18 protein-coding genes are annotated in these 22,703 nt (G+C 46.5%); 5 read left to right on the forward strand and 13 right to left on the reverse strand.

Annotation, left to right across the window (positions count from 1 at the left end):
* Position 1: 1 nt before the first annotated feature.
* From Q1A48_RS12165 to Q1A48_RS12210, 10 genes are all read right to left on the reverse strand, one after another.
* The gene (locus tag Q1A48_RS12165; RefSeq protein ID WP_299945134.1) at positions 2 to 1,177 is read right to left on the reverse strand and encodes a hypothetical protein; all 1,176 of its coding nucleotides are present in this window, start codon (positions 1,175 to 1,177) and stop codon (positions 2 to 4) included.
* Complete coding sequence (locus Q1A48_RS12170) at positions 1,132 to 2,046, reverse strand: alpha/beta hydrolase (RefSeq protein ID WP_299945136.1); 915 nt, start codon at positions 2,044 to 2,046, stop codon at positions 1,132 to 1,134. Before Q1A48_RS12170 ends, Q1A48_RS12165 begins: the two co-directional genes overlap by 46 nt.
* A 36-nt stretch (positions 2,047 to 2,082) precedes the next feature.
* Positions 2,083 to 4,008: an NAD(P)/FAD-dependent oxidoreductase gene (locus Q1A48_RS12175; RefSeq protein ID WP_299945139.1), complete on the reverse strand. Its 1,926-nt coding sequence runs from the start codon at positions 4,006 to 4,008 to the stop codon at positions 2,083 to 2,085.
* Positions 4,009 to 4,013: 5 nt separating this feature from the next.
* Positions 4,014 to 5,861 (reverse strand): acyl-CoA dehydrogenase, encoded by a 1,848-nt coding sequence (locus Q1A48_RS12180; protein ID WP_299945141.1) that lies wholly within the window; start codon positions 5,859 to 5,861, stop codon positions 4,014 to 4,016.
* A complete protein-coding gene (locus tag Q1A48_RS12185; protein ID WP_299945143.1) occupies positions 5,854 to 6,876 on the reverse strand; it encodes a hypothetical protein in 1,023 nt (340 codons plus the stop codon). The genes Q1A48_RS12180 and Q1A48_RS12185 overlap by 8 nt, the downstream gene beginning before the upstream one ends.
* A gap of 2 nt (positions 6,877 to 6,878) precedes the next feature.
* A complete protein-coding gene (locus Q1A48_RS12190; protein WP_299945145.1) occupies positions 6,879 to 7,406 on the reverse strand; it encodes a hypothetical protein in 528 nt (175 codons plus the stop codon).
* Complete coding sequence (locus tag Q1A48_RS12195; protein WP_299945147.1) at positions 7,403 to 8,239, reverse strand: hypothetical protein; 837 nt, start codon at positions 8,237 to 8,239, stop codon at positions 7,403 to 7,405. Before Q1A48_RS12195 ends, Q1A48_RS12190 begins: the two co-directional genes overlap by 4 nt.
* Positions 8,236 to 9,276: a hypothetical protein gene (locus Q1A48_RS12200; protein WP_299945150.1), complete on the reverse strand. Its 1,041-nt coding sequence runs from the start codon at positions 9,274 to 9,276 to the stop codon at positions 8,236 to 8,238. Before Q1A48_RS12200 ends, Q1A48_RS12195 begins: the two co-directional genes overlap by 4 nt.
* Before the next feature lie 3 nt (positions 9,277 to 9,279).
* Positions 9,280 to 10,428: a PLP-dependent decarboxylase gene (locus Q1A48_RS12205; protein ID WP_299945153.1), complete on the reverse strand. Its 1,149-nt coding sequence runs from the start codon at positions 10,426 to 10,428 to the stop codon at positions 9,280 to 9,282.
* A gap of 344 nt (positions 10,429 to 10,772) precedes the next feature.
* Positions 10,773 to 12,242 carry a class I adenylate-forming enzyme family protein gene (locus tag Q1A48_RS12210; protein WP_299945155.1) on the reverse strand — a complete coding sequence of 490 codons (1,470 nt, stop codon included), beginning with the start codon at positions 12,240 to 12,242 and terminating at the stop codon, positions 10,773 to 10,775.
* A 982-nt stretch (positions 12,243 to 13,224) separates the two neighbouring features.
* Here Q1A48_RS12210 and Q1A48_RS12215 point away from each other — a divergent pair.
* Entirely contained in the window at positions 13,225 to 14,007 is a 783-nt protein-coding gene (locus Q1A48_RS12215) for an NAD(P)/FAD-dependent oxidoreductase (RefSeq protein ID WP_299945157.1), read from the forward strand.
* A complete protein-coding gene (locus tag Q1A48_RS12220) occupies positions 14,007 to 14,729 on the forward strand; it encodes an NAD(P)/FAD-dependent oxidoreductase (protein ID WP_299945159.1) in 723 nt (240 codons plus the stop codon). Before Q1A48_RS12215 ends, Q1A48_RS12220 begins: the two co-directional genes overlap by 1 nt.
* 228 nt (positions 14,730 to 14,957) lie before the next feature.
* Here the strand turns inward: Q1A48_RS12220 and Q1A48_RS21835 are convergent, their stop codons facing one another.
* Both Q1A48_RS21835 and putA read right to left on the reverse strand, forming a co-directional pair.
* On the reverse strand, positions 14,958 to 15,155 hold the full coding sequence (locus Q1A48_RS21835; protein WP_366523408.1) for a MerR family transcriptional regulator: 198 nt from the start codon (positions 15,153 to 15,155) through the stop codon (positions 14,958 to 14,960).
* A gap of 144 nt (positions 15,156 to 15,299) precedes the next feature.
* A complete protein-coding gene (gene putA, locus Q1A48_RS12225) occupies positions 15,300 to 18,446 on the reverse strand; it encodes a bifunctional proline dehydrogenase/L-glutamate gamma-semialdehyde dehydrogenase PutA (protein ID WP_299945162.1) in 3,147 nt (1,048 codons plus the stop codon).
* A gap of 141 nt (positions 18,447 to 18,587) precedes the next feature.
* On the opposite strand from putA, the gene Q1A48_RS12230 reads away from it, so the two are divergent.
* A complete protein-coding gene (locus Q1A48_RS12230) occupies positions 18,588 to 19,103 on the forward strand; it encodes an Lrp/AsnC ligand binding domain-containing protein (RefSeq protein ID WP_299945165.1) in 516 nt (171 codons plus the stop codon).
* Between the two features lie 313 nt (positions 19,104 to 19,416).
* Complete coding sequence (locus Q1A48_RS12235; protein ID WP_299945167.1) at positions 19,417 to 20,571, forward strand: acyl-CoA dehydrogenase family protein; 1,155 nt, start codon at positions 19,417 to 19,419, stop codon at positions 20,569 to 20,571.
* A gap of 330 nt (positions 20,572 to 20,901) precedes the next feature.
* On the opposite strand, the gene Q1A48_RS12240 is transcribed toward Q1A48_RS12235, so the two are convergent.
* Entirely contained in the window at positions 20,902 to 21,066 is a 165-nt protein-coding gene (locus Q1A48_RS12240; RefSeq protein WP_299945169.1) for a transposase, read from the reverse strand.
* Positions 21,067 to 21,697: 631 nt separating this feature from the next.
* On the opposite strand from Q1A48_RS12240, the gene Q1A48_RS12245 reads away from it, so the two are divergent.
* Positions 21,698 to 22,703: linear amide C-N hydrolase (locus Q1A48_RS12245; RefSeq protein WP_299945170.1), on the forward strand; the 1,006-nt coding region annotated here is incomplete at its 3' end.

The following is a 22,703-nucleotide window of genomic DNA, read 5'->3' on the forward strand; positions in this document are numbered from 1 at the left end:
ATTAATCTCCATTAGTATGGTGCACTTTCAAATTATAAAATCTCAACAAATAATCCAGAGTTAGAGTAAATAGATAGATCCGATGCTCATCTTTACAATGTTTATATTGTAATTTAATGAGCTTCGCACTAATCATAGGAGGGATAAAAAACCAGTTGCGAGCAAGCCACTGGTTTCCGTAAAAGAAAATCCTTTGAAACGAATCATAAATATTGGCTATTGAGTTATCATCAATGGAAAAAATAGAGCCAAGTGTTGGCTCTACAGTATGGGAATCTACGATCCGGATTTTTGTTCCTGTATTTGAGGCTAATATATTTAACAAAAATCTCTTGAATGGAAAGTTAAAATTAATATCTATATATTCTTCAATTTCCATATTACACCCGGAGCTATTCCAACTTAAATTGAGAAATTCAAGCACTCTCAGGGCATGCCCCTTAATATCAATACCACTGACAACATTGTTTTTATGAGCTTTATTAAAAATCAAATTACTTTCCCTATTACAATAAAAACTACCTGGAAGACTACTTCTCTCCACAGTAATTATATTTGTATTACAGGACTTCATACTGTGATAATATTTTGCAAGAAACACGCTATCAAAAGGTGACAACAAGAGAGAAGCCACTCTTGGCAACAGGTTATAAATTGCTGACTTATGCCCCTGTGGTTCAAGCAGCGATGCATGAAAACCACCTTGTTTAGGCATGCGCTTTTCTAACCATATCAGTTCTTTGGCGTTAACTGATACACAATCACCCGGAAACAGCATTCTAACACCCATAAGCAAACATTTTCGATCAATCGAAAAGCCAAAGTATTCCATTTCAATAAGATAACGAAGATCAACCCTATTAACACCCATTTGCAAAAAGGATAATATGTTCTGCCCTAAGTACAATCGGTTATTATTTATATAGTAGAATAAAGCACTGTCGAAAGATTGCGAAATCTGTAAGTAAAAATTTTTTTTACCATATTTACGAATAACGCCTTGCTCTCCCCCACACCCTTCAAAACTGGGCTTTGTTGAGCTTCTACCATTTATGAGGTTTAGCAGGCAAATCTCTGATCCATTTGCTATTGCAATCGATTTCATCTCTGGTTTAGTATCATACCCCTTTTTCACACTTCCACCGCTAGAGAAAAGATTGATGTTGCGTGCAACCAAGATGAAATCAGTTTTGCTGACGCCGAAATAGCAGACATATGATTCGCCCTCGGTATTTCAGTCAGTCGCGAATCTATATCCGGAGAGATAAACCAAGTCATTACCGTATATAGAATATGCGCATCAATCACCTCATCAAATTCTCCAACAATAAAATGACAGGGAATGTCAATACTGCTAAATAACTCAGCATAGTATTTAGCATTGTAAGCACCCAGCAGATTGTAGCTGCAGTCGAGAATTCTTTGTTGGTTCCCCGCAATTGATCCCAGTGCAGGAAAGTGTAAAACTGGTAAGTTCCTGAAGTAAGGGATTAGCAGCGCCAGCCAGTAAAGCCACAAGTTCATTTTAGGAAGATTTTTCAGCTCAGACTCTACCAGAGGCTTTGAATATCTTTTCCTACGGAAATATCTGAAAAAATGCCCCCATCCGGATGTGTCGTAATTATGTTTCCTTGTTTCGTCTGTCTGTGTCAGTGGTGGCGCAATCGCAAAAAAAGCGATAATATTCTTTGTTCCATACATCCCCAGATAGCGAAGTGCCACCAGTGCACCTGCACTATGCCCGCCGAGCACGAAATGATGCACCCCTTTCCCCTTCAGGTGATTTACCAGGTCTTGCAAATCATCTTGCAGTTGATCTTGGTAATCCAGATCTCCTGGACGCCCTTCGCTGTTGCCGTGGCCTCGCCAATCCGGCAGACAGACGGTGATACCCCGGTCCTGTACTATACGACCAAACATAAGATACCATTGACTGTTAAATGTACTACCGTGCATACAAATTAACACCGCCTGAGTATATTCTGACGGCAACCAGCGAAACGCTAATTTCTTCCCATCACGCGCTAAAAAAAATTCTTGAGTCACATAGTCCTCGAAAGTTCTATTTTTAAATATTTATGTTCATTCTTGTGTTTTTCTTTGATCGATCGCTGCGTTCATAATACTGTCGGGCTGGCTGCGAGCGAACGCCAAAAACACCGCCACCATGCCAGGCCTGGCAATATAGTCCTGAGTCTGCGCCCAGATTGCCTCAGCTTTCTTTGTAATATTTTTCTGCTCATCCTCAGACAGGCAACCTGACGAATCACTTATATTGACTACCCCGGTATGGAAGGAGTCGGCAGATATAAAAGCCCTAACTTTGGTATTAGTTTGATCAGAAATAATCTCAGATAATTTTTCTGAAATCTTCTGAAAAAGCCATTCTTCATCTTTCTTATTCAAAGTAGGCTTTTCTAGGATATCGGATAGTAAAATACTGTTATGCACCACCATCCTGTTGGCGAGCAACGGGAGATCTAATTTAACTTGAACAATCGTAAGGAATATTTCTACCCAGAGCTTGATTCGCAAATCAATACGCCAACCATCACGTCCATTTATACCCATCTGATATACAAAGTATTTATAATAATCAGCACCAGATTCAAAAAATCCATCAGAATTTTTTCGATAGTATCTGCCCTCGGATTTTACAATCTCCACTGTGGCCAGTAGCTGATTTTGCAGAATCAGCTCTAACGCCATATAGCCGCGGCGTAAATAGCTTTTACGCTGCCAATATGCCTGATTTAGATAACTTCCCGATATATAATCCCAGACAATCTCCAGGAAATAGGCAGCGGTGTTGTAAGCCAGTAAAGGAGAGCAGAGTTCTGCAGAGTCAATAATAGGATAAACATTAGCCACATGAGCGTACAGTCCCTGAAAGAACTCCTTGGCAGTTCGATTCGCAATCGGCAACTCAGTTTCGAGTATTTTCTGCGCTTTATCTCTGTCAACCTCTCCAATATCCTTAAGCACATATTTTGTGATATGGTCGTTAAACAGGGCAATCATGTCCCCACCGCCACTAAACAAAGGATCGAGAAACATGGCCGAAAATCCGGATGTTGCCCATCTTTCTGCGAAGATAAATTCATCCGCCCTGTAGGCAAGCTGCCCCCAAGCTTCAAAGTCGACAATATCAGCACCCTGTAATAATTCCGAAACCGCCCTATATTGCATTAGAAAGTTGAGAAAATTCTCTTTTTTGGTCGGCGGACAATTAAATTTTTCTTTTTCCCCAACGACACCTATACTCGTATAACCGCCACTGAGAGGTATTACCCAGATCCAATATCCATTACCTGCGAAGTGGTTCGTAGACAAAAATCGTCCATAGGCTCTTTTTCTCCAGGCTTCATTACCCATTGAGTCAATATCCTGAATATTCCTAAAACGCCCCCAAGCGGAAAAATGCTTCGGCACATTCTCTAGTCGGGTTAATTTTTTATGCTTCCGGGAAATTCTATTTCGACCGCTGCAATCGATCAGCCAGCGAGCATGCACTGAAATCTCATTATCCTCTGTTGACAACTCTACCGAATGCCTCTTATCACCCTGTCTTATTTCCAGTCTGGTAGCCTTGATTCCCATTATCACTTCGATACCGTTATCACGATTCATATCTACCAGGTCTGCTTCCAAACGGGCCCGATCCAACTGAAATGCGGGATGCGGTGGAATACTGGTGGTTCCATGTTCACTCATCTCCGCAAGAGTTAAACTGTGATCAGGATTATCATAGAAGAAACGCAGGCCGTTCTTGGGAAGGTGATTGCGGTAAAGATAATTAACCATACCCAGTTGTTTTATAAAGTAATGGCCCGCCATCTCTACCGTGGCCTCACCTACTTTACCGCGAAATTTACTATTGGCTTCCACTACAAGAATAGATATGTTACGGCTGCCGCGCCTTAGCTGTCGGGCAAGGGTTAGGCCTGCCCAACCTCCACCGATGATGATTACGTCATATTCAGATTTTAGTAGTGTGACTGCATTCATCAAAATCATTCCAATTCGCTCAACAGAGAACTCCAGTCAGAAAATTCTAATTCACAAAATGAATTACGATCTTGAATAACATTTAAATAATATTGTGTTCTAGGTAACTCATTTCTGATGAAAAATTTGGCAATAATAATTTTTGAGTTAAAAAATTCTTTATTTTCATTTCTTTTGCTCAACTTGCAAGAAGACACGCAAGCAGCTTCCAGTAGCAACCAGGCCAGAGTAATATCTCCCATCATATGAAGAATCCGGGTACTATAGGCAGGGATTTTCAACATTTCCTTGCTCTTGACCCAGTCATGTACAACCTTTAATACGGTTTCAAAGTGTCCAAGGGAGTCTTTCAAACAGCTAAATTCGTCTAGGAGCTGCGGATAATCCCCTGCCGTATCAATAAATCTATCAATCTCTATCTTATATATATTGAAAAGCTTACTCGTATTACCCAATCCCAGCTTGTCTCGGATAAGATCCTGACTTTGGATATAATTAGTACCTTCCCATATTGCCAGTACCTTGATATCCCGGGCATACTGCTCTAAGCCCATATCTCGTAAATACCCGCGGCCACCACAGGTCTGAATAGCCAGCTCACATATTCTCCAAGCCTGGTCACTGATATAAGCTTTTACAACCGGGGTCAGTAGATCTACCAGACCCTGGTGATGCACTCTCTCCATTTCCTTATCATCGCGCCCCTCAAAAGTATTAATAAGACTCTCCGACAAGGTCAATTTCGCAATTAGAGCACGACAACCCTCTACCTTGGACTTCATTTCTAGCAGCATCCGCTGTACATCGGCATGCTCTAAAATGTTGACCCGATCGGCCGTTGGACTAAAGCTCTGATCGAACCGCTTGCCCTGAAGCCGCCTGGAAGCGTAGGAAAGTGCGTTATAGTATGCAGAAGAGGCCATTCCCAGAGCATAGACACCCGTGCTTATCCTGGCCTGGTTCATTAACGTAAGGAACTGCAAGAGGCCCACATTTTCCCGCTCCCCCAACAAATAACCCCGGCAGGGACCCTGCGCACCGAAAGTAAGATGTGTATTGGCACACCCTTTGAAACCCATTTTTTCAGCTAAAGATATACACTCTACATGGTTAAATCCGCCGAGAGTACCATCTTCATCCACCCAGTATTTGGGTACTACAAAACAAGAAAGGCCATAGGTCCCCGATCCACTCTGCTCACCCCTGCCCAATACAAAGTAGATAATATTATCAGTCAGATCATGCATACCGGCACTAATCAGATATTTCTCACCAGTCAGCAAATATGTGCCGTCTGCCTGTCTCCTTGCCCTGGTTTCCACTAGAGAGACATCACTTCCCGCTTGTGGTTCTGTGAGGCACAGGCAAGCAGTCCACTCCGAAGCAGCCAACCTGTCTCTAAAAAGCACCTTCTGTATCTCGCTGCCATATCTGTCTAACAAAGTGGATGAGGGCAGGCAGAAACCTCCATAGGCCATAAAGCTGGGATTAGATCCCATAAACATCTCAAGAATCATCTGCAAAATAAATGGCGGCAAAGTACTTCTTCTCTCCCCGCTTACAGAGGTTACACCGGTCCACTCCTGCTTAAATCTTTTCCACATTTTCGGAAAAGACTCAGGAAGCTGAATACTACCAGCCTTTAGCTGGCAACCTTGTTCATCAGCTTGCTGAAAGCCGGGACCCAACACTTGATAGGCAAAATTCTTTGCGCGCAACAATACTTCGTGCAGGATTTCCGGTGAGCAGTCCTGGTAGAGAGGGTGTTCAAACAATTCTCGCGTCTGATAGAACTGATCTTCAATAAGAAATTTGAACTCTCTTAGATCAATCTTATAGATATTTTTAGACATATCCGACTCCTTGACCGGGCAGGAGTATTCGCCAGCTTCGGGAACCTAATACCCAATGAAATATTTGATTTATCTTCCCTCGATATTTTTTTTGGGGATACTGCAAGGCGTTGCGTATATGCAATAGATGGTTTCCACCCCTGATGTACCCGATATGCCATGCCACACTAAAGTCGAGATAAGCTTCTTCAAGGGAAAGGGTTTTCGTATTGATCAATCTTGAAACCGATCCGTTCTGTCCAGCAAAAGGACGTTCGATTGTAAGACATCCAGCTCTGCCACCACCACCGAGCGTAATGACCACGAGCTTCTCAAAACCTTCATCTAAGAAATATTTATTGATCTCTATGAGAGGTTTAATACTCAGGTAATGTTTTCCATCATCCTCAATACTTGGCAACCAACAGGCTTTTTCTATACAAGAAAATCCCTTTAGCAGGCATTTCGCCCAACGAGATGCAATATTGAACGATACCACACGACTTGTATTCTGCTCTGCAATAATAGAAGTTATTTTACTCAAATTCTTTATCAGATGCTGAGCGCCGTTAAGTGATGGATGCTGAGATAAAATAGAGCAGTTTGATATCCGACAAATACTCTGCGATTGATAGTCTCTGCATATCCAGGTAACGGCCACTCCGGTAGTCACCTTAAGACCATCCTGGCCTGGTTTTATTCCAACTCCCAAGGCATCCAAACACTCTTGTTGCCGATCTCTGGCGACTTCCAGATTAATAATGAGGGCCTCCGACTCTTTTCTGGTTGAGTAGCTTAGAATGGCTGCATGAAAGCTGGTACAAGCGCTTCCCAGAAAAAAAATATCGTGACCGACATCCTCCAGATCGGCAATAAAGCGTATTACACATCGATCAAGCAGTACATTTACTTCCCCGGCAGATACGATATAAATAAGCCTTGGAAGAACTGAAAACATGGACAGGTATCGATTCAGACAGCACAATAACTGAATTGTTTCTCCACTATTTTCTATCCAGACACTTTTAATAAACATATCTAGATGGCCTCATGCGAAAACGTCGTTTCTACTCCTTCAAACCCATGTGCATGTAATCGTTGACAAATACTCTCGACTAAATCCCGACAGTGGTCAGGAGAAGAAATTCTTACACGGATAGTATTCTGCCCAGCCTCCAGAGGATGCCGAATCAGTGTATCCTCAATAACTAAATACGCCTTACCTTCCTGGGTGAGTATCGCCTCTTCATTGGATACATCCTGGAGCATTAGCACTTGTTCATGCAAAAATTCCCTGGGCATTCTTCCGCCCGCTGGCATCTGCATCCTTAGCAAGAGTGTTTTGAACTGGGGATTACAACTATTTATGCATTTCAGCAAGTTCACGATAAATTTATAGTGCTCAGAGTAATTCAATAAAATTGGCACACTATTAACATGAAGACTGGAAAGAGCCTGAAAATCGCCCGCATGTTCAAGTGGTAAGGTTCTGGCAGAGCAAAGCTTTGGCAAATGCGGATAGGGGTTGCGCAGAAGATTCGCCGATATTTGGATTCGTATATTCATATTTTTTCTGACAAATAGAATCTGCTATGTTGATCGACACCTACCTCCGCAATGCAGTAATAGCCATTGAGCGCCAACGAGCACGCTAAAATCCGTTTGTGCTCTTGAATTTTTTTATTCACACCATGAGTGATAATATTCAACCATGGATCGCTGCCAAAACAATGCCCCCATCTTGCATGAAGATCCGAAAATTGTTCAACATCATTGAGAAGCTTTGAGAAAATTTGACGGGTTTTTTCTGGGAAAAAAGGCAGTGCCAAAGTAAGATTACTTTGGTTCATGATTATTTTGCGGATAATGATTGCAAATTCCGGCATGGTGTTGTAAGTTAGCGTACAATCCGCAGTTATCTCTTTTTCATTATACTGCTCCACTTCCAAAAGCAATGTACAGAGCCCAAAACCGCTTTTCCCCCAGTTTTTGTTATTTTTCCAAAAACTCAAGCTCAATATGTTCACATCCAGGATGCTGACTAAAATATAGTGAACACTTGGGTTTTGTCGCAAATAATAACGAAGACTATACCCCCAGGATGCACATTCATAGGTATTTACAAAACTACTAACTGGTACATAATACTCTCTTTCTATAGGGCGGATATCCCGCTCTTTGATCGTTCCCGAAGTGAAAGGTAGCTCTATCATTGTAGAGCAAAGAAAGTGACGACTTATCTGCCTTCTTAATTCTGGGCGTATAACGTTTAACACTCGCTCACTTTGCTCATAGATTAGAGCTGTGATTAAATGAACGGTTCTTTTTAAGTTGCCATTTGTAGTAATATTGACTGTTTCAATGGGTGTATACGCGGCGGACTTTAAATACAGGCTCATATCCTGTATTCCTTCGCTTTACTATAGATTTCATAAAAGCACCGATATGAACTGCCTTCCGCTTTTGTAAAAGCCAGAAAATCCCTCTGGCAAACCTTGCTTTTCACTTTACCGGCACACACCAGATCCAGAAGCAGCTCATTGCTCGAAAATTTTATCGCCAGGACTCTGTCTATACTGCATAAAGAAAAAACCGGAGTGGAAATCTGCTCATTGCACAAATAAATAAGATACTCAATATGCTCCTGATCTAAGGTGGTGAGATCCACTTCATTCTGGTCATGCAGCCATAAAACATGGTGCATTAGAGATTTGACAAAGCGGGGGCGGATCAAACTCAGAAACTGATTGACCGATCCCAATCCCCCCTTACTGAGCAGCATATCCCTTGATACTCTCACACTGCCATGACAATTCCCCAGTTGCAGTGTCCCAGCCAGAAATGGTTTACCGATAGCAGATTGGTTCAACTGTGCGCAAATATCCGGAGGCAGTAAGAAGGTAGCCGGAAATGGCCGTGTTGACTGCTTGGCAACCACCATGGCAAAACCTAAATTTTGCGCTCCGATCCCATGTATTTTATCTACATTTAATACTAGGCCACGTTCATTTTCGATTTGCTCGGTTCTCCAACTATTCAGACTTGGCCCTCCACTATCCGTCATTAGAAAGTGACCGGAAATACCGCGATCAACCCAATTTTTTACCTGGGCATGCTGTTTCTCCGTTGCTGTCAGGCTTATCATCACTGAACCGAAAAGTCCTATCATCTCGTGAAAGTATTTGATCAAACCCTCATTGCGCACGGAGTCGATGACACGATCAATCGCATAGATCTGCTCAACCTGTTTTAACGGTTGTTCAATCCGCGGTTCTTTCAGGGGCGCCAACTCTGACAATGGATCTTCAACAATCATCGAGGCATCAAATAGACGAATACATGCACACTCAATTAACCATTGGAAGGATATAGGAGCTGGAGAAATTGTAGAAAGCTGTCTTACTATAAAGTCACCTACTTGGGATTGCAGTTGCATAATCTACTCCATCAGATAGGATTTTGCCGGAGGCAACCTGAGAAAGTGTGCAAGGGTATAGCTGGCATTATACGCACCACAATTACAAAATATGGCCAAATCTTCAGGCTCAATTTCTTTCCCCATCACCTTACCGATCACATCATCCCTGTTACAGGATGTACCGACGAGATAACCGCAATTTGCTGTATCCCCTGAGTCTACAACTATTCCTTTTCGCACTATTATGGGCTCTTGTAAACGCCTAAATGTCTGTTCTGTTTTCGCCAGAAGAAAATTCTGTGCCATACCGCCATCACAAATACCATACTGCGTTTTATTAATCCATTTCACATAACGCACTTTTGTTACAAAGTATCCGGCTGTCTCCATAATGGCTCGACCACTTTCATGGGCAATTTGTATATAGGACGGAAACTCTGAAAGCAGGCTTCTATATCTGGAGAATTCAAACTTCTGGTTTTGCCAGTGGCTCTCGATTCCACCGCCTAGGTTTACGAATGCAATTGGATAACCCAGTGCACTTTCGAAGCTTTTAGTAATATGCAATGCAGCCTGTGCGGTAATGTTGGCCAACTTTATAAAGCTATATGAACCTCTGAAGATATGAAACCCAGCTACTGTCAGGTGGTTTTTTTTACAGATATCCAAAGCCGCTAGGGCATCACCCCAACTCAAACCAAAATGGTCTGACCTTACCCTGCCAGGTATCACACCAAACTTATCCAAAATACTATGATTTAATCGCAATACCAGCGGGTTAATAGAGCGCTTTACTTGAACTTCTTTTATCAAACCTAACTGGGATAAATTATCCACAACCAATACAGAGTTACTGGAGACTGCTGATCGAAGAAATTTTTTATCCGCAGAAGGATTATTAATATAACGAAAAACTTGCCCTCTCGGAAGAAGATTCAACTCCCCTATAGAAGCTATCTCTACGCCATCCTCAAAAATATGTCCACAGCGCAGAATCAGATCAAGACAGCTATTCGCCTTTAGAGAGTAGATCAGGGATGTTCCCAGATCCCCCTTGAGTTTTTTGTAATTGTTAGCAACATCTTCAATAGAGTAAACATAACAGGGTGTTGAGAAGTATTGTTTATTCTCTCTAAGCTGGGTAATCACTTTTTTCAAGGAAACATTCATAGCCTACCCAAGAATCAAAAATATGGCTCTAGCAATCGCACATTTTCTGACATCAATGACAATTAAGGCACTTCTACTACCCGGTCGGAAAGTAATAATACCCCTCTCCCAGGACGCGCTGTGAATACATCCCTGTACGTTCGTAATCGGCATCCGTGCATCATACGGTCCTGGGAGAGGGGGCATTCTTCCCTCCTGCTTTACCAGTATGTATTAATTCTTTAGAGAACAAACAAATAGATAACATTTCATAAAACAATAGATCCCATTTAATCATGAGGATAAAAGAGCATTTTAAAAGCTATTTATTAATCCAGTTCAGGCAATGCTGAAAACAACCCAGCTCAGCCTTGAATTTCTTTTTTAAGATAATTTCTATCTACTTTATTATTTTCTGTCAATTGTATCGCTTCAACAAATCTGATTTCACGAGGTATATAGTCAGAGTCCAGATTTTGCTTTAACCAATCATGGAACTGTATTTTATGATCCGGACAATTTTTACGTAACTCAACAACACAGATTGCATATTCATTTCCCTGTTTGTCTACTGACCCCACTACAACATTAAGATGTACCAGGGGGCAGGCATCAATAAGGTTTTCCAGATCCTTAGGGAAAAGACAAAACCCTGCCTGCTTGATCAGGTCTTTTGAACGCCCCCTAAAAAAGTAAAATCCATCTTTATCACGACTGAACAAATCTCCTGTTGCAAGCCAGTTATCATCGCGATACTTCCCTTCCAGGATATATGTTTCTCTCAAAACATTTGGATCGTTATACGCTTGCATGACTGCAGAACCCCGCACATACAGTTCTCCAATTACATCAGCCTCCGCCTCCCGATAGCTATCATCCAGCGTATCAAATATAAAAATTTTGGCCTCAATGCCTGGAATCGGTTTTCCAACCGAACCCATTTTTTGCTCCCACAATTCCGGTTCCAGATACAATGCCCGTTTACACTCGGTAAGACCGTACATTGAATATATATTCACGTGGGGGCAATGGAATTTCCAAGCTTGAATTATAGATTCAGATAGGTGCCCACCGGTATTGGTGATGCTGCGTAGCTGGGAAAGATCGGGCTTTACCACCGACACCAGGCTAACTAGCGTCGACCCCATGGCGGGAACAAATGGGAGAATTGATATATTGAATTGATCAATTGCTTGCAGGGCTTGAATTGGATGAAATATCTTATTATAAAGTACCGTTGTACACTCTTTGAAAAGTGCGAACAATATCTGATAAAGGCCATAGTCAAAAGAGAGTGGCGATAGACAGAGGATTCGGTCTTCCTTGGTCAGGCGAAGATAATGCGTAATGGACTGTAGCGCTGTCAGCACATTCTGGTGCGTGAGCATGATACCTTTGGGGTTACCTGTACTACCCGATGTATAAATAATCAACGCCAGATCTGCACCGGTTAGCCGGGGTGCTGAGCAAAACTTAAACCGCTTTTTTTCTGACCGATAAGTTCCCAATAACTGAAGTTTACCCCTTTCAAACAGGGCCTTCGCATTACAATCTGTCGCTACAGATCCTACTGCAGTGTTGCGAGCATCCTCCTTGACCGGTACCACTGTGAGACCCAACTGCCAGGCAGCCAGTATCACCGCTATTGTAAAGACATCACTCTGGGCCTTAACTATCAGCCTATCACCAAAGCCCAGACAAATATCTCTCTGTTGTAAGATTGAATATGCCTTTTCACACTGCTTCGCGGTTAATTTTTCACCAGACAAGTTTTCCACGCTTCCATGCCAGGACTTAGCAGCAACTCTTTCGAATAGATCGGCAAGCGAAAACATTCTTAGTCCATTTAATTAGTATAAATATTCCAACTTGGACATCCATGTCTATTTTTAGTCAATGCACGCTCAACCACTATGAGTTCAGTGACTTATAGGATGGGTTTCTGACAATAACAAGCATCTCCTTAAAAATTTGTGACCTATTTTTTTATTTGCACTCATGACATCTACCAAGTTTACAATTTTTGGGTTTGTTTTGATAAATTCCTCAGGAATCTATGCAAATATACTATTCAGTAATAATTTTTAAGAAAGAAAAATTGATTAGCAAACGTGAAAACTGCTAGATTCTCGATTCACGCTACTTTTTATACAAATAGAATTTTATATTCACATAATTTTTTTTGCTATGGGCTCCTGCTAAATGTGAATTTTTGGATAGGTATGATAAAAAATATACCTACAGAGCATGACCATACTGCTTATATTGATTGATGTAATAACTTTTATTTTGCAAAAACTATTTTGGAAATCTTGTCTATTTTTCTGGACCTACAAGAATACTGCCAGCCTGCGCTTTATTTACCAGGGCTTAGACCCTAATTAGTTACAAATGAAACAACTGCAAGGCTGTTTTTTTGCTCAAATTGGCTTGCCTCGTGCAGTTATTTGATAAATCGGTTATCACAACCAATTGCGTATAATTACGACTTTACCCATTGTATATTCCAGTTGCCGACCTTTATTTTTCCTTATTACAGCGCATTGACTCCAGAATAAGGGGATTCAAATCGGGCTAAATTGGAAATATTGATCCCATGGGCCGCCCACTGAAATTAAAATCGGATTCAAACCTATTCTTGGTCTTGATGATTCTTCATAACCTGATAAAAATATATAAACTGTGACAGACCTCCGCTCTTATCAGCAGGACAGCATTACCCAGCGCCCCATTTGACTTTCATGGGTTCATATAAAGTACGGCTGTGCCGGGTTGGTAAGATCAATTACAAGGCATTCATTGGGCAGGAACGCGATTTTGAAACCGCGTCATTTTGATATTTTAATCATAGGTGCTGGCCTCTCCGGCATTGGCGCCGCCTGCCATCTCAGCCGGGAGTGTCCCAATGGGCGTTTTGCCACTTTAGAGAGACGCTCAAGAATCGGGGGAACCTGGGATCTGTTTCGCTATCCCGGTATCCGCTCCGATTCCGACATGTTCAGCTTCAGTTTCAGTTTTCGCCCCTGGAAAGACCTTGAATTTTTGGCCGGCGGAGCCTCAATTCAGCGCTATATCAATGATACTGCAGAAGAATATGGTATCTTGGAACATATCCATTTTGGCATAGACCTGCACAGAGCCAACTGGTGCAGCACTCAGAAATGCTGGCAACTCGAGGGAGTAAGCACCACAACTGGGCAGCCTTGCCACTACACCTGTCATTTTCTTATCTCCTGCACCGGTTATTATGACCACCAGCAGGGGCTCCAACCGCAACTCCCCGGGGCCGAGAGGTTTCGCGGAGATTATATACACCCTCAACAGTGGCCTGCAAAGCTAGACTATCATAAACAGACAATTATCGTTGTTGGCAGTGGTGCCACTGCCATCACCCTGGTACCCGCCCTGGCAAAAGCGGCTAAACATGTAACCATGCTGCAACGCTCGCCCGGTTATATCCTGTCGATTCCCTCATCAGACAGGCTTTCATCTGTACTCTTAAAATTTTTACCCAAACCCTGGGTATTCTTTATGGCCCGTTGGCGCAACATAAAAATACAGCGCTGGCTCTTCAAGGCATCCAGGCGTTGGCCGGTATAATGCGAAACCTGTTCCTGCGCACGGTCAGAAAGAGCCTGCCATCGGGTTTTGATATGCGGGATTTCACTCCGACCTACAATCCCTGGACCCAGCGGGTCTGCGCGATACCCGATAAGGATCTGTTTAAGGCAATGACTTCCGCAAGAGTCTCGGTGGAAACCGGACAAATCGAGACCGTCAATGAGGGCGGTATTCTGCTGAAATCGGGAAAACAACTGAATGCCGATATCATCATCACCGCTACCGGCCTCAAGCTACAGGTACTCGGCGGCATAGCACTGTGCATTGACGATGAACCAGTTCCCATCAGTCAGAAATTAACTTATAAAGCCGTACTAATGGAAGGGGTACCTAACATGTCCTGGATATTTGGTTACACCAATGCGTCCTGGACCTTAAAAGCAGATATCGCAGCCCGTTATATCTGCAGACTTCTCAATCATATGACCGCTAAAGGCTACCGGGTATGCGTGGCACACGATAAGGAAGGTTGTGCAGAGAATAGCTCGATAATGGCTGGCCTGAACTCCGGTTATGTAAAGAGAGCAGAGGGGATTTTACCCCGCCAGGGCAGCAAGCCCCCCTGGCGCCTGCTCAATGATTATGAAAAGGACTCAAAGATCCTACTCAATGCCGCTATTGAAGACGGCATTCTCACTTTTGAGGCCAAACCAATTTCCAAGGATGCGCCAGCTCATAGCGTTATCCAGGCCATCAAATAGATCTCCACAAGCCGCTTGACCACTGTTCCCAAAATGGCATCACTGGATCTTGGGGAGACCAGCCGCCCCACAGCTGCGCAGAGACGAAAGGTCATCCGCTCCAATAACCTGCGCAATTGGCGGGCTTTCGCAGTATTTTGCAGAAGCTGGCAGAATCCGGTCCCACACACTGGTTGCGTAACGCCTGCAAGCTTTACCTCAGCTGCTTTATGGACGCCAGTTACGCTTTTACCTGGTGGATATGCTATCCACCAACGCATTGATCTCGGCGCAGTTCTCAGCCAACCGCGCGCTGAACCTGAGTAGATTACGGATATCTTCGACTGGTATATCAGGAGTGCGACAACGCCGTATAACGTGCAGCTGCTGCACTTGGTCTTCTGTGTAGCGGCGAAAGTCACCTCCGGAACGTGCCGATTCCGGCATCGGCCCGGTAGTGTTCCGCAAAGCTCTCTACAAACTGATGGGGAATACTACCGTGAACCCGACCGTATTGTCGGGTTCACAGCGTGAATGGGAATTTGCCGCCAGTGGCTGCATACAAGGGCATATTTTTCCACCTCCGTGCCCTCACTGCCCCAGCGTAAACAACTGGGTATTACCTCCAGTGGCAACCGTATTGATGGTCTTGGTTTTTTCACTGCCGAAACGAAACAGATAATGCGGCCCACCGGCCTTGGGGCCTGTGCCGGAAAGACCCTGGCCGCCGAAGGGGTTTACACCCACGACTGCACCCACCATATCCCGGTTCACATAGCAGTTGCCCACATTCACACGTTTGAATACCGCTTGGGCACGCCCTTCTATGCGCGAATGCAGACCAAAGGTAAGGCCGTAGCCGGTGGCGTTGATGCGGCGGATGACCTCATCCAGTTCCTCCGCCTTAAAACGCATAACATGCAGGAAAGGGCCGAATACCTCACGCTTGAGTACAGAGAAATCCTCGATTTCCACAACCTGCGGGCCAAAGAAAGTACCTTTATCGGGTTTTTTATCTTCTTTAACAGTAAACAGTGGCTTGGCTTCCCGGCTCATACGTTCACGGTGCGCCTCCAGCATGCCCTGTGCTTTTGTGTCAATAACCGGGCCGATGTCGGTTTCCAGTTTACCGGGGTCGCCCAGGGTCAGCTCTTCACAGGCGCCTTTTAGCATAGTGAGCAAATTGTCGGCGATCACATCCTGTACACAGAGGATACGCAGGGCGGAGCAGCGCTGGCCGGCGCTGAGAAAAGCGGACTGGATAACGTCGTCCACTACCTGCTCCGGCAGAGCGGTGGAGTCCACAATCATGACATTCTGACCGCCGGTCTCGGCGATCAGCGGCACAATCGGGCCCTCCTTGGCGGCCAGCTGCTGGTTAATCAGTCGTGCGGTTTCGGTGGAGCCGGTAAAGGCCACGCCGCTCAAACGCGGATCTTCGATCAGCAGCTTACCCACGGCAGCGCCGCTGCCGGTAATAAGGTGCAGCACCTTTGCTGGCACACCGGCATCGAGCATCATACGCACAGCGTGAGCGGCGATAATCGGTGTCTGCTCAGCGGGCTTTGCCAGTACCGCATTGCCCGCAGCCAGTGCTGCAACCACCTGACCGGTAAAGATGGCCAGGGGGAAATTCCAGGGACTGATCGCCACGAATACACCGCGGCCACCCAGGTACAGTTGGTTCTGCTCACCGGTCGGGCCGGGCAGCTCGGTGGGTTCACTGAAATACTGGCGGGCAGCATTGGCGTAGTAGCGACAGAAGTCCACCGCTTCACGTACTTCACTGATGCCGTCGTTGAGGGTGCGCCCCGCTTCCAGACAGATAATAGCGGCAAGCTCACCGGCTTTCTTTTCATAGAAGTCAGCGACTCTGTCCAGTATGGCCGCGCGCTCATTGCCCCCCAGCCGATCCCAGCCGATCTGCGCTTCAGTAGCCGAGGTGTAGGCTTGCTCTATCAGGTGTTTGTCGGTATTGGCTGTGTGGCCAACCACTTCGCCAGTGGCCGGGTTATAAACCGGCTCCTCCGCTTTGCCCATAACGCCATCGACAATAGGGCCGCCGAGAAAGTGTTTGTCGCGCTGGTTTTCCAGCGTTTTCATCAAAGGGGCAACCGCGAGGGGGTCGGTCAGTTCAATACCCTGTGCGTTTTTTCGTGGCAGGGCTTCTGCGCCCATATAAATATTCTCGGGAAGGGGAATTTGCGGGTGGCGATAGGGAGTGCAGGCCTCACTCAGGTCGAGGGTATCCTGCACCAGCGTCTCAATCGGGGTTTCCTCATCCATAAAACGGTTTACAAATGAACTGTTGGCCCCATTTTCGAGCAGGCGGCGCACCAGATAAGGCAACAGGTCGCGATGTGCACCCACGGGCGCATAAACCCGCACCGGCACACGCCTGCCGTGAACCGCTTCAATCTGCGCATACAGCAGATGGCCCATGCCGTGCAGGCGTTGGAATTCGAAGTCGGTACGGTCACCGGCCAGGGCCAGAACCAGGCCCACGGTGTAGGCATTGTGGGTGGCGAACTGCGGGTAGATGGCGCTGCCGGCGTCCAACAACTTTTTCGCGCATATCTGGTAAGACAGGTCGGTATGGCACTTGCGGGTATACACCGGGTAATCAGTGAGACCCAGTTGCTGTGCATGCTTGATCTCGCTGTCCCAGTAGGCACCTTTTACCAGGCGCACCATCAGTTTGCGGCCAGTATCGCGGCCCAGTGCAATCAGCCATTCGGCTACGTATGGAGCGCGTTTCTGGTAAGCCTGCAGCACAAAGCCCAGCCCCTGCCAGCCTTTCAATTCCGGGTCACGGGCCAGGGCTTCGAATATATCCAGGGAGATATCAAGCCGTTCGGTCTCTTCCGCATCGATATTAAGGCCCATTCCGTATTGGGCTGCGGCCAGACACAGACGCTTCACCTGGGGCAGCAGTTCGCCCATGACGCGTTCACGTTGAAGTACTGTGTAGCGGGGATGCAGGGCGGACAGTTTGATGGAAATTCCGTTGGTCTCTACAATATCGCACTTAGTGTTGGCCTTACCGATCGCTTCAATCGCCATCCTATAGGCATCAAAATAGCGTTGGGCGTCGGCCATGGTGCGCGCACCTTCGCCGAGCATGTCGAAGGAGAAGCGGGTGCCCGGCAGGTTTTCCTTGGGTCCGCGCTTCAGTGCCTCTTCGATGGTGCGACCCAGAACATACTGGCCACCCATGATCCTCATGGCCTGCATCATGGAAGTCCGCACCATCGGCTCACCGATGCGGCTAATCAGGCGTTTGATCCAGTGCGACGGTTGCTCGGTGATATCCGGGTCCAGTTCAACAACACTGCCGGTGAGCATTAAACCCCAGGTGGAGGCGTTCACAAACAGGGAGTCTGACTGGCCACGATGGCTGGACCAGTTGCCGGAATGCACTTTCTCTGCAATCAGTTTGTCGGCAGTATCCGCATCGGGAACCCGAAGCAGAGATTCCGCCAGACACATCAAGGCCACGCCCTCCTTGTTGGAAAGGCCAAACTGCTGCAGGAACGCATCCAGAGTTCCGCGTTTGCTACGCTGTTTGCGCGAATGGCGCACCAGCTCGCGGGAGGTGCTCAGGATTCTCTTGCGCAGGGCGTCATTTGGCCGGGGCCCGGCCAGGAGTTCACTTACGCACTGGTTTTCGTCGGCGTGCAAATACCGGTGTACCCGTTCCCGGGCACTGTCAAGATCTCCGGCGAAGGTTGTCGACATATCGTCTCCCAAGCTCTATATCCATGGTCAGCATAAAAGACCGGATTATGTGGGAAAGTGCTTAGAATTAATCGCCATTTTGGCGCTAACTGTGGTTAAATATAACGCCTAATTGCGTGATTACCAGTAGGGTATTTTGTCATGTCTCGACAGTTGGAAGATCTCGATCGTATTGATCGCCAAATACTGCGTATCCTGCAACGCCATGGACGCCTACCGAATGTAGAGCTGGCGCGCAGGGTGAATCTCAGCCCCACTCCCTGCTTGGAGCGGGTCAAGCGCCTGGAACGGGAAGGGTTTATCCGGGACTATGTCGCATTGCTGGACCCGCTCAAGGTCCACGCCGGCCTGGTTGTGTATATCCAGGTCACATTGAATAACACCGCCTCCGAAGCCCTGGAAGCCTTTAACCAGCATGTGGCCAGTCTGGAGGAAGTACAGGAGTGCCATATGGTCGCCGGTGGCTTTGACTATCTCGTAAAAATTCGTATTAAGGACATGCTCGGGTATCGCCGTTTTCTCGGCGAAAAGCTGGCCTCACTGCCGGGCGTACGCGAAACCCACACCTATGTGGTGATGGAAGAGGTAAAGACGGATACGGCCGTGGCCGTGCCGGACCCCGAGCCCAAGACCAAACCAGGCCGACGTTCCGTATGAAGGCACTGCTGGCGCGCAAAGGCCTGGCTGTGCTGAGCACCTGACCACTGAAACAGGCCAACAAGACAGCCTAACCGGTGAGAGGGGCGCCGCCAGAAGCCCTATGCCGTGCGCAATCTGGATCGGTGTTGAGTCCCGATTGACTCCTCGGTTGCGCTATTCTTACCATCGATTGCGTATTTCGTACTTGAATAAGACAATTTGGCAATCAATATTGGCCGGAGTTTTATTATGCTCGGCACAGGTTGGGTGTGCCCCTTATCACTGAGCTGACCGCGATAACCCGCGATAACCATAAAACAACAGGTACTGTATGGATTTTTCACTGAGCGAAGAACAGCAGATGATTCAGGAGGCAGCGAGACAGTTTGCCGAAAGCGAACTGAAACCGATCGCCGCTGAACTTGACAGAACCGGTAATCGCCAGTTGCTGTTGGAAAAACTCAAACAGCTGGCCGAACTGGGCTTTATGGGCATCAATGTAGATCCGGAGTATGGCGGCACTGGCGCTGGAACCATCGCTTTCTGTCTGGCCATTACTGAACTTGCACGCGGCTGCGCCTCTACAGCAACCACCACCTCCGTAACCAACATGGTGGCCGAAGTTATCCAGGCAGTTGGAAATGAAACACAACGGCAAAAGTACCTCCCGAAAATTTGTAGCGGCGAATATTCGGCAGGTTCCTTCTGCCTGACAGAGCCGGGTTCCGGCTCAGACGCCGCAGCCATGCGCACCCGGGCCGTAAAGGAAGGCGATGAATATGTATTAAACGGCAGTAAACTGTTTATCAGCAGCGCCGAGTTTGCGGGTATCTTTGTTGTCTGGGCGGTAACTGATCCCACCGCGGCAAAGGGCAAGGGGATTTCATGCTTTTTGGTGGAGGCGGGCACCCCGGGTCTGATTATCGGCAAGGCCGAAGAGAAGATGGGGCAGAAGGCCTCTGTCACCAATGAGGTCTCTTTCGATCATTGCCGTATTCCCGCCGCCAACCTGCTGGGCGAAAAGAATCGCGGTTTCCGTATCGCTGCGGGGGAACTTGCCGGCGGGCGCATTGGTATTGGCGCCCTGGCACTGGGTATCGGCCTGGAAGCCCTGGACTGCGCCCGCGCTTACATGCATGAGCGGGAGCAGTTCGGCAGGAAACTGGCACAATTCCAGGGGCTGCAATGGCAACTGGCAGATAAATGTACCGAATTGGAAGGCGCGCGCCTGTTGCTACTGCAGGCTGCCTGGCAGAAAGATGCGGGGATGCCCTTTGGCCCAGCGGCTTCCATGGGCAAGCTGTTCGCCAGCGAAAAAGCCAACGAAGCCTGCTATCTGGCACTGCAGATTCACGGTGGCGTGGGTTACACTCGCGAATATCCCCTGGAACGCATGAGCCGCGATGTGCGCATCACGACAATCTACGAAGGCACCAGCGAAATCCAGCGCTTGATTATCGCACGTCATTTACTCGATGTGCGCTAACCTGGCTTTGGGGTAAAAAAAGTAACAAGCATTATCATTGCCGCATGGCGCCGCGCTGGTACAGACTGAATCCACACACTGACGAGAGCATACAAAAAAACAGCAGACATCGTCCTTGCCTGGCGATGGCATTATGCATAATCAAATGCATAGACAGTGTCTCGCGACCGACTGCATTCCAAAAAAATCAGCAACCACCCGCGGAGCGGGTGGTATATGGAAGCCCCCGGAGGGGGCTATATTAGTTAAAACCCTTCCAAGCGCATCTGCTCCTCACTTTCTTGGCTCTTTATGTTCTTCCGAACTACCTCTTCATCTAAACCCACGTGTTTACGCAGTAACCTCTGGCTCAAAAGTGGCGACCAGTGAATTCGTTTTGACTTGCAAGCACTCTCGGAACATACGGATTGCTGACTTACCTTTGAGAAACCCCACTGCATTGGCCACGCTGAACTTCGGAGGGATCATCAGCAGCATGTGGATGTGATCCCTCATTGCCCACCCCCTACCAATTGGTAGTGTTCAGAATTCTGTGTCATTTCTTTATCATTAGCAAAAAAGAGATGACCCAGAATTCTGAACACTACCGATACCCGCTCAGCAGGTAAAGAAAATCAAATTTGATGGCCAGTCCTCACGATTGAAGTTGTCAATCACATTGGGGAGGCGATAACGATCACCGTCTTCCAGTTGATGCTATGGTCCAGCCTGATCAACTAACCTGCGATCTCGACCTTGAGACAATCCTCAGCGTATATCTCCTTAAAGTAGCGATCTCCCCCTCCAGCCCCCCCAGCCCCTCTAGACGGATCATCGCGGATGGCATGTATACCGCCATATTTAGGCTGCCACTTGCAAAAGGCGACAGGACTCATATCGTACTTCCACCACAGCTTGGGCACCGGGATACCGATTTCTGCCTGATTGAGAATCGCGAGAACTTGACAGTCCAGGAACTTCAATTTTCCATGCAGAATCTCCTCGGCACATTTTATGAGAAAATTCTACTTTTGACGTAGATTACCTTTCGGGCGAATACCTTCGGACTATCCTCTTATCACGTCTGCCATTCATTGATATTGGAGTCAATACTTGTTTACTTAGGCTTTGAAATGCTGAATTGAGAGTGAAAAAAGGTGAAATGAGGAAGGTTAATATGTTAAATGGCATAAAGGAGCGTATCTGCTCTTTGGTGTTATCAGGCATTGCTGTCGTTGTAAACATCGCTGTACCCCCTACTGAAGCATGTACCCGGATTCTTTATGAAACTGGAACGGGAACTTATATCACTGGGCGATCCATGGATTGGAGCGATACTACAGCTGCGATGGATTTCTGGATATTTCCACAGGGAATGGAGCGTAACGGTGGCGTTGGTAAAGGTTCGATCACTTGGAACTCCAGATATGGGTCCGTCATTATCAGTATTTATGACGCAGCGACCTCTGATGGGGTAAATGAAGTCGGCTTGGTAGGAAACCTTCTTTATCTTGCAGAAACCGACTACGGGGATGCTGCTACTCGAGGGAAGCCAACGATTTCAGTTGGTGCCTGGCTACAGTATTTTCTTGATAATTATGCGACTGTTGCTGAGGCTGTTCAGGTGATGAAGACTGATCCTATCACCATCATTTCTACCAACCTGCCAAATGGAAAGCCGGCTGATGCGCATATTGCACTTTCCGATCCCACAGGCGATTCTGCCATCTTTGAGTATATCGATGGTGATCTCAGAATTCATCATGGTAAAGAATATACGGTGATGACAAACTCACCTGTTTACGGGCAGCAATTAGCCCTCAATACTTACTGGAGTCTTATAGGGGGTAATAATTTCTTACCAGGAACCATTAGTGCAGCAGATCGTTTTGCGCGTGCCAGCTACGCCCTCGAGTCTTCACCAAAATTTAAACAACGCCGCGATGCTATTGCTTCAGTATTCTCCCAGATACGTGCCATTAGTGTGCCTTTGGGAATGAGCAATCCAAGTAAGCCAAATATTGCTTCAACACTGTGGCGATCAGTTATTGAGCAAAACACCAAGCGTTATTATTTCGCGGATTCAACCTTGAAGCGCATACCATTTATGCGGCTTGTGCCGCCAAGTAATTATCCATTAAATCTTCTGGTGT

Source organism: uncultured Microbulbifer sp. (genome assembly GCF_947489355.1).
In the GTDB taxonomy this organism is placed as follows: domain Bacteria; phylum Pseudomonadota; class Gammaproteobacteria; order Pseudomonadales; family Cellvibrionaceae; genus Microbulbifer.

Excerpts from the sequence above, each read along its gene's own strand:
- Q1A48_RS12175 (WP_299945139.1), bottom strand. The coding sequence starts at position 4,008 with ATGAATGCAGTCACACTACTAAAATCTGAATATGACGTAATCATCATC.
- Q1A48_RS12180 (WP_299945141.1), bottom strand. The coding sequence starts at position 5,861 with ATGTCTAAAAATATCTATAAGATTGATCTAAGAGAGTTCAAATTTCTT.
- Q1A48_RS12185 (WP_299945143.1), bottom strand. The coding sequence starts at position 6,876 with ATGTTTATTAAAAGTGTCTGGATAGAAAATAGTGGAGAAACAATTCAG.
- Q1A48_RS12190 (WP_299945145.1), bottom strand. The coding sequence starts at position 7,406 with ATGAATATACGAATCCAAATATCGGCGAATCTTCTGCGCAACCCCTAT.
- Q1A48_RS12195 (WP_299945147.1), bottom strand. The coding sequence starts at position 8,239 with ATGAGCCTGTATTTAAAGTCCGCCGCGTATACACCCATTGAAACAGTC.
- Q1A48_RS12200 (WP_299945150.1), bottom strand. The coding sequence starts at position 9,276 with ATGCAACTGCAATCCCAAGTAGGTGACTTTATAGTAAGACAGCTTTCT.
- Q1A48_RS12205 (WP_299945153.1), bottom strand. The coding sequence starts at position 10,428 with ATGAATGTTTCCTTGAAAAAAGTGATTACCCAGCTTAGAGAGAATAAA.
- Q1A48_RS12210 (WP_299945155.1), bottom strand. The coding sequence starts at position 12,242 with ATGTTTTCGCTTGCCGATCTATTCGAAAGAGTTGCTGCTAAGTCCTGG.
- Q1A48_RS12220 (WP_299945159.1), top strand. The coding sequence starts at position 14,007 with ATGCGAAACCTGTTCCTGCGCACGGTCAGAAAGAGCCTGCCATCGGGT.
- Q1A48_RS21835 (WP_366523408.1), bottom strand. The coding sequence starts at position 15,155 with ATGCCGGAATCGGCACGTTCCGGAGGTGACTTTCGCCGCTACACAGAA.
- putA (WP_299945162.1), bottom strand. The coding sequence starts at position 18,446 with ATGTCGACAACCTTCGCCGGAGATCTTGACAGTGCCCGGGAACGGGTA.
- Q1A48_RS12230 (WP_299945165.1), top strand. The coding sequence starts at position 18,588 with ATGTCTCGACAGTTGGAAGATCTCGATCGTATTGATCGCCAAATACTG.
- Q1A48_RS12235 (WP_299945167.1), top strand. The coding sequence starts at position 19,417 with ATGGATTTTTCACTGAGCGAAGAACAGCAGATGATTCAGGAGGCAGCG.
- Q1A48_RS12240 (WP_299945169.1), bottom strand. The coding sequence starts at position 21,066 with ATGAGGGATCACATCCACATGCTGCTGATGATCCCTCCGAAGTTCAGC.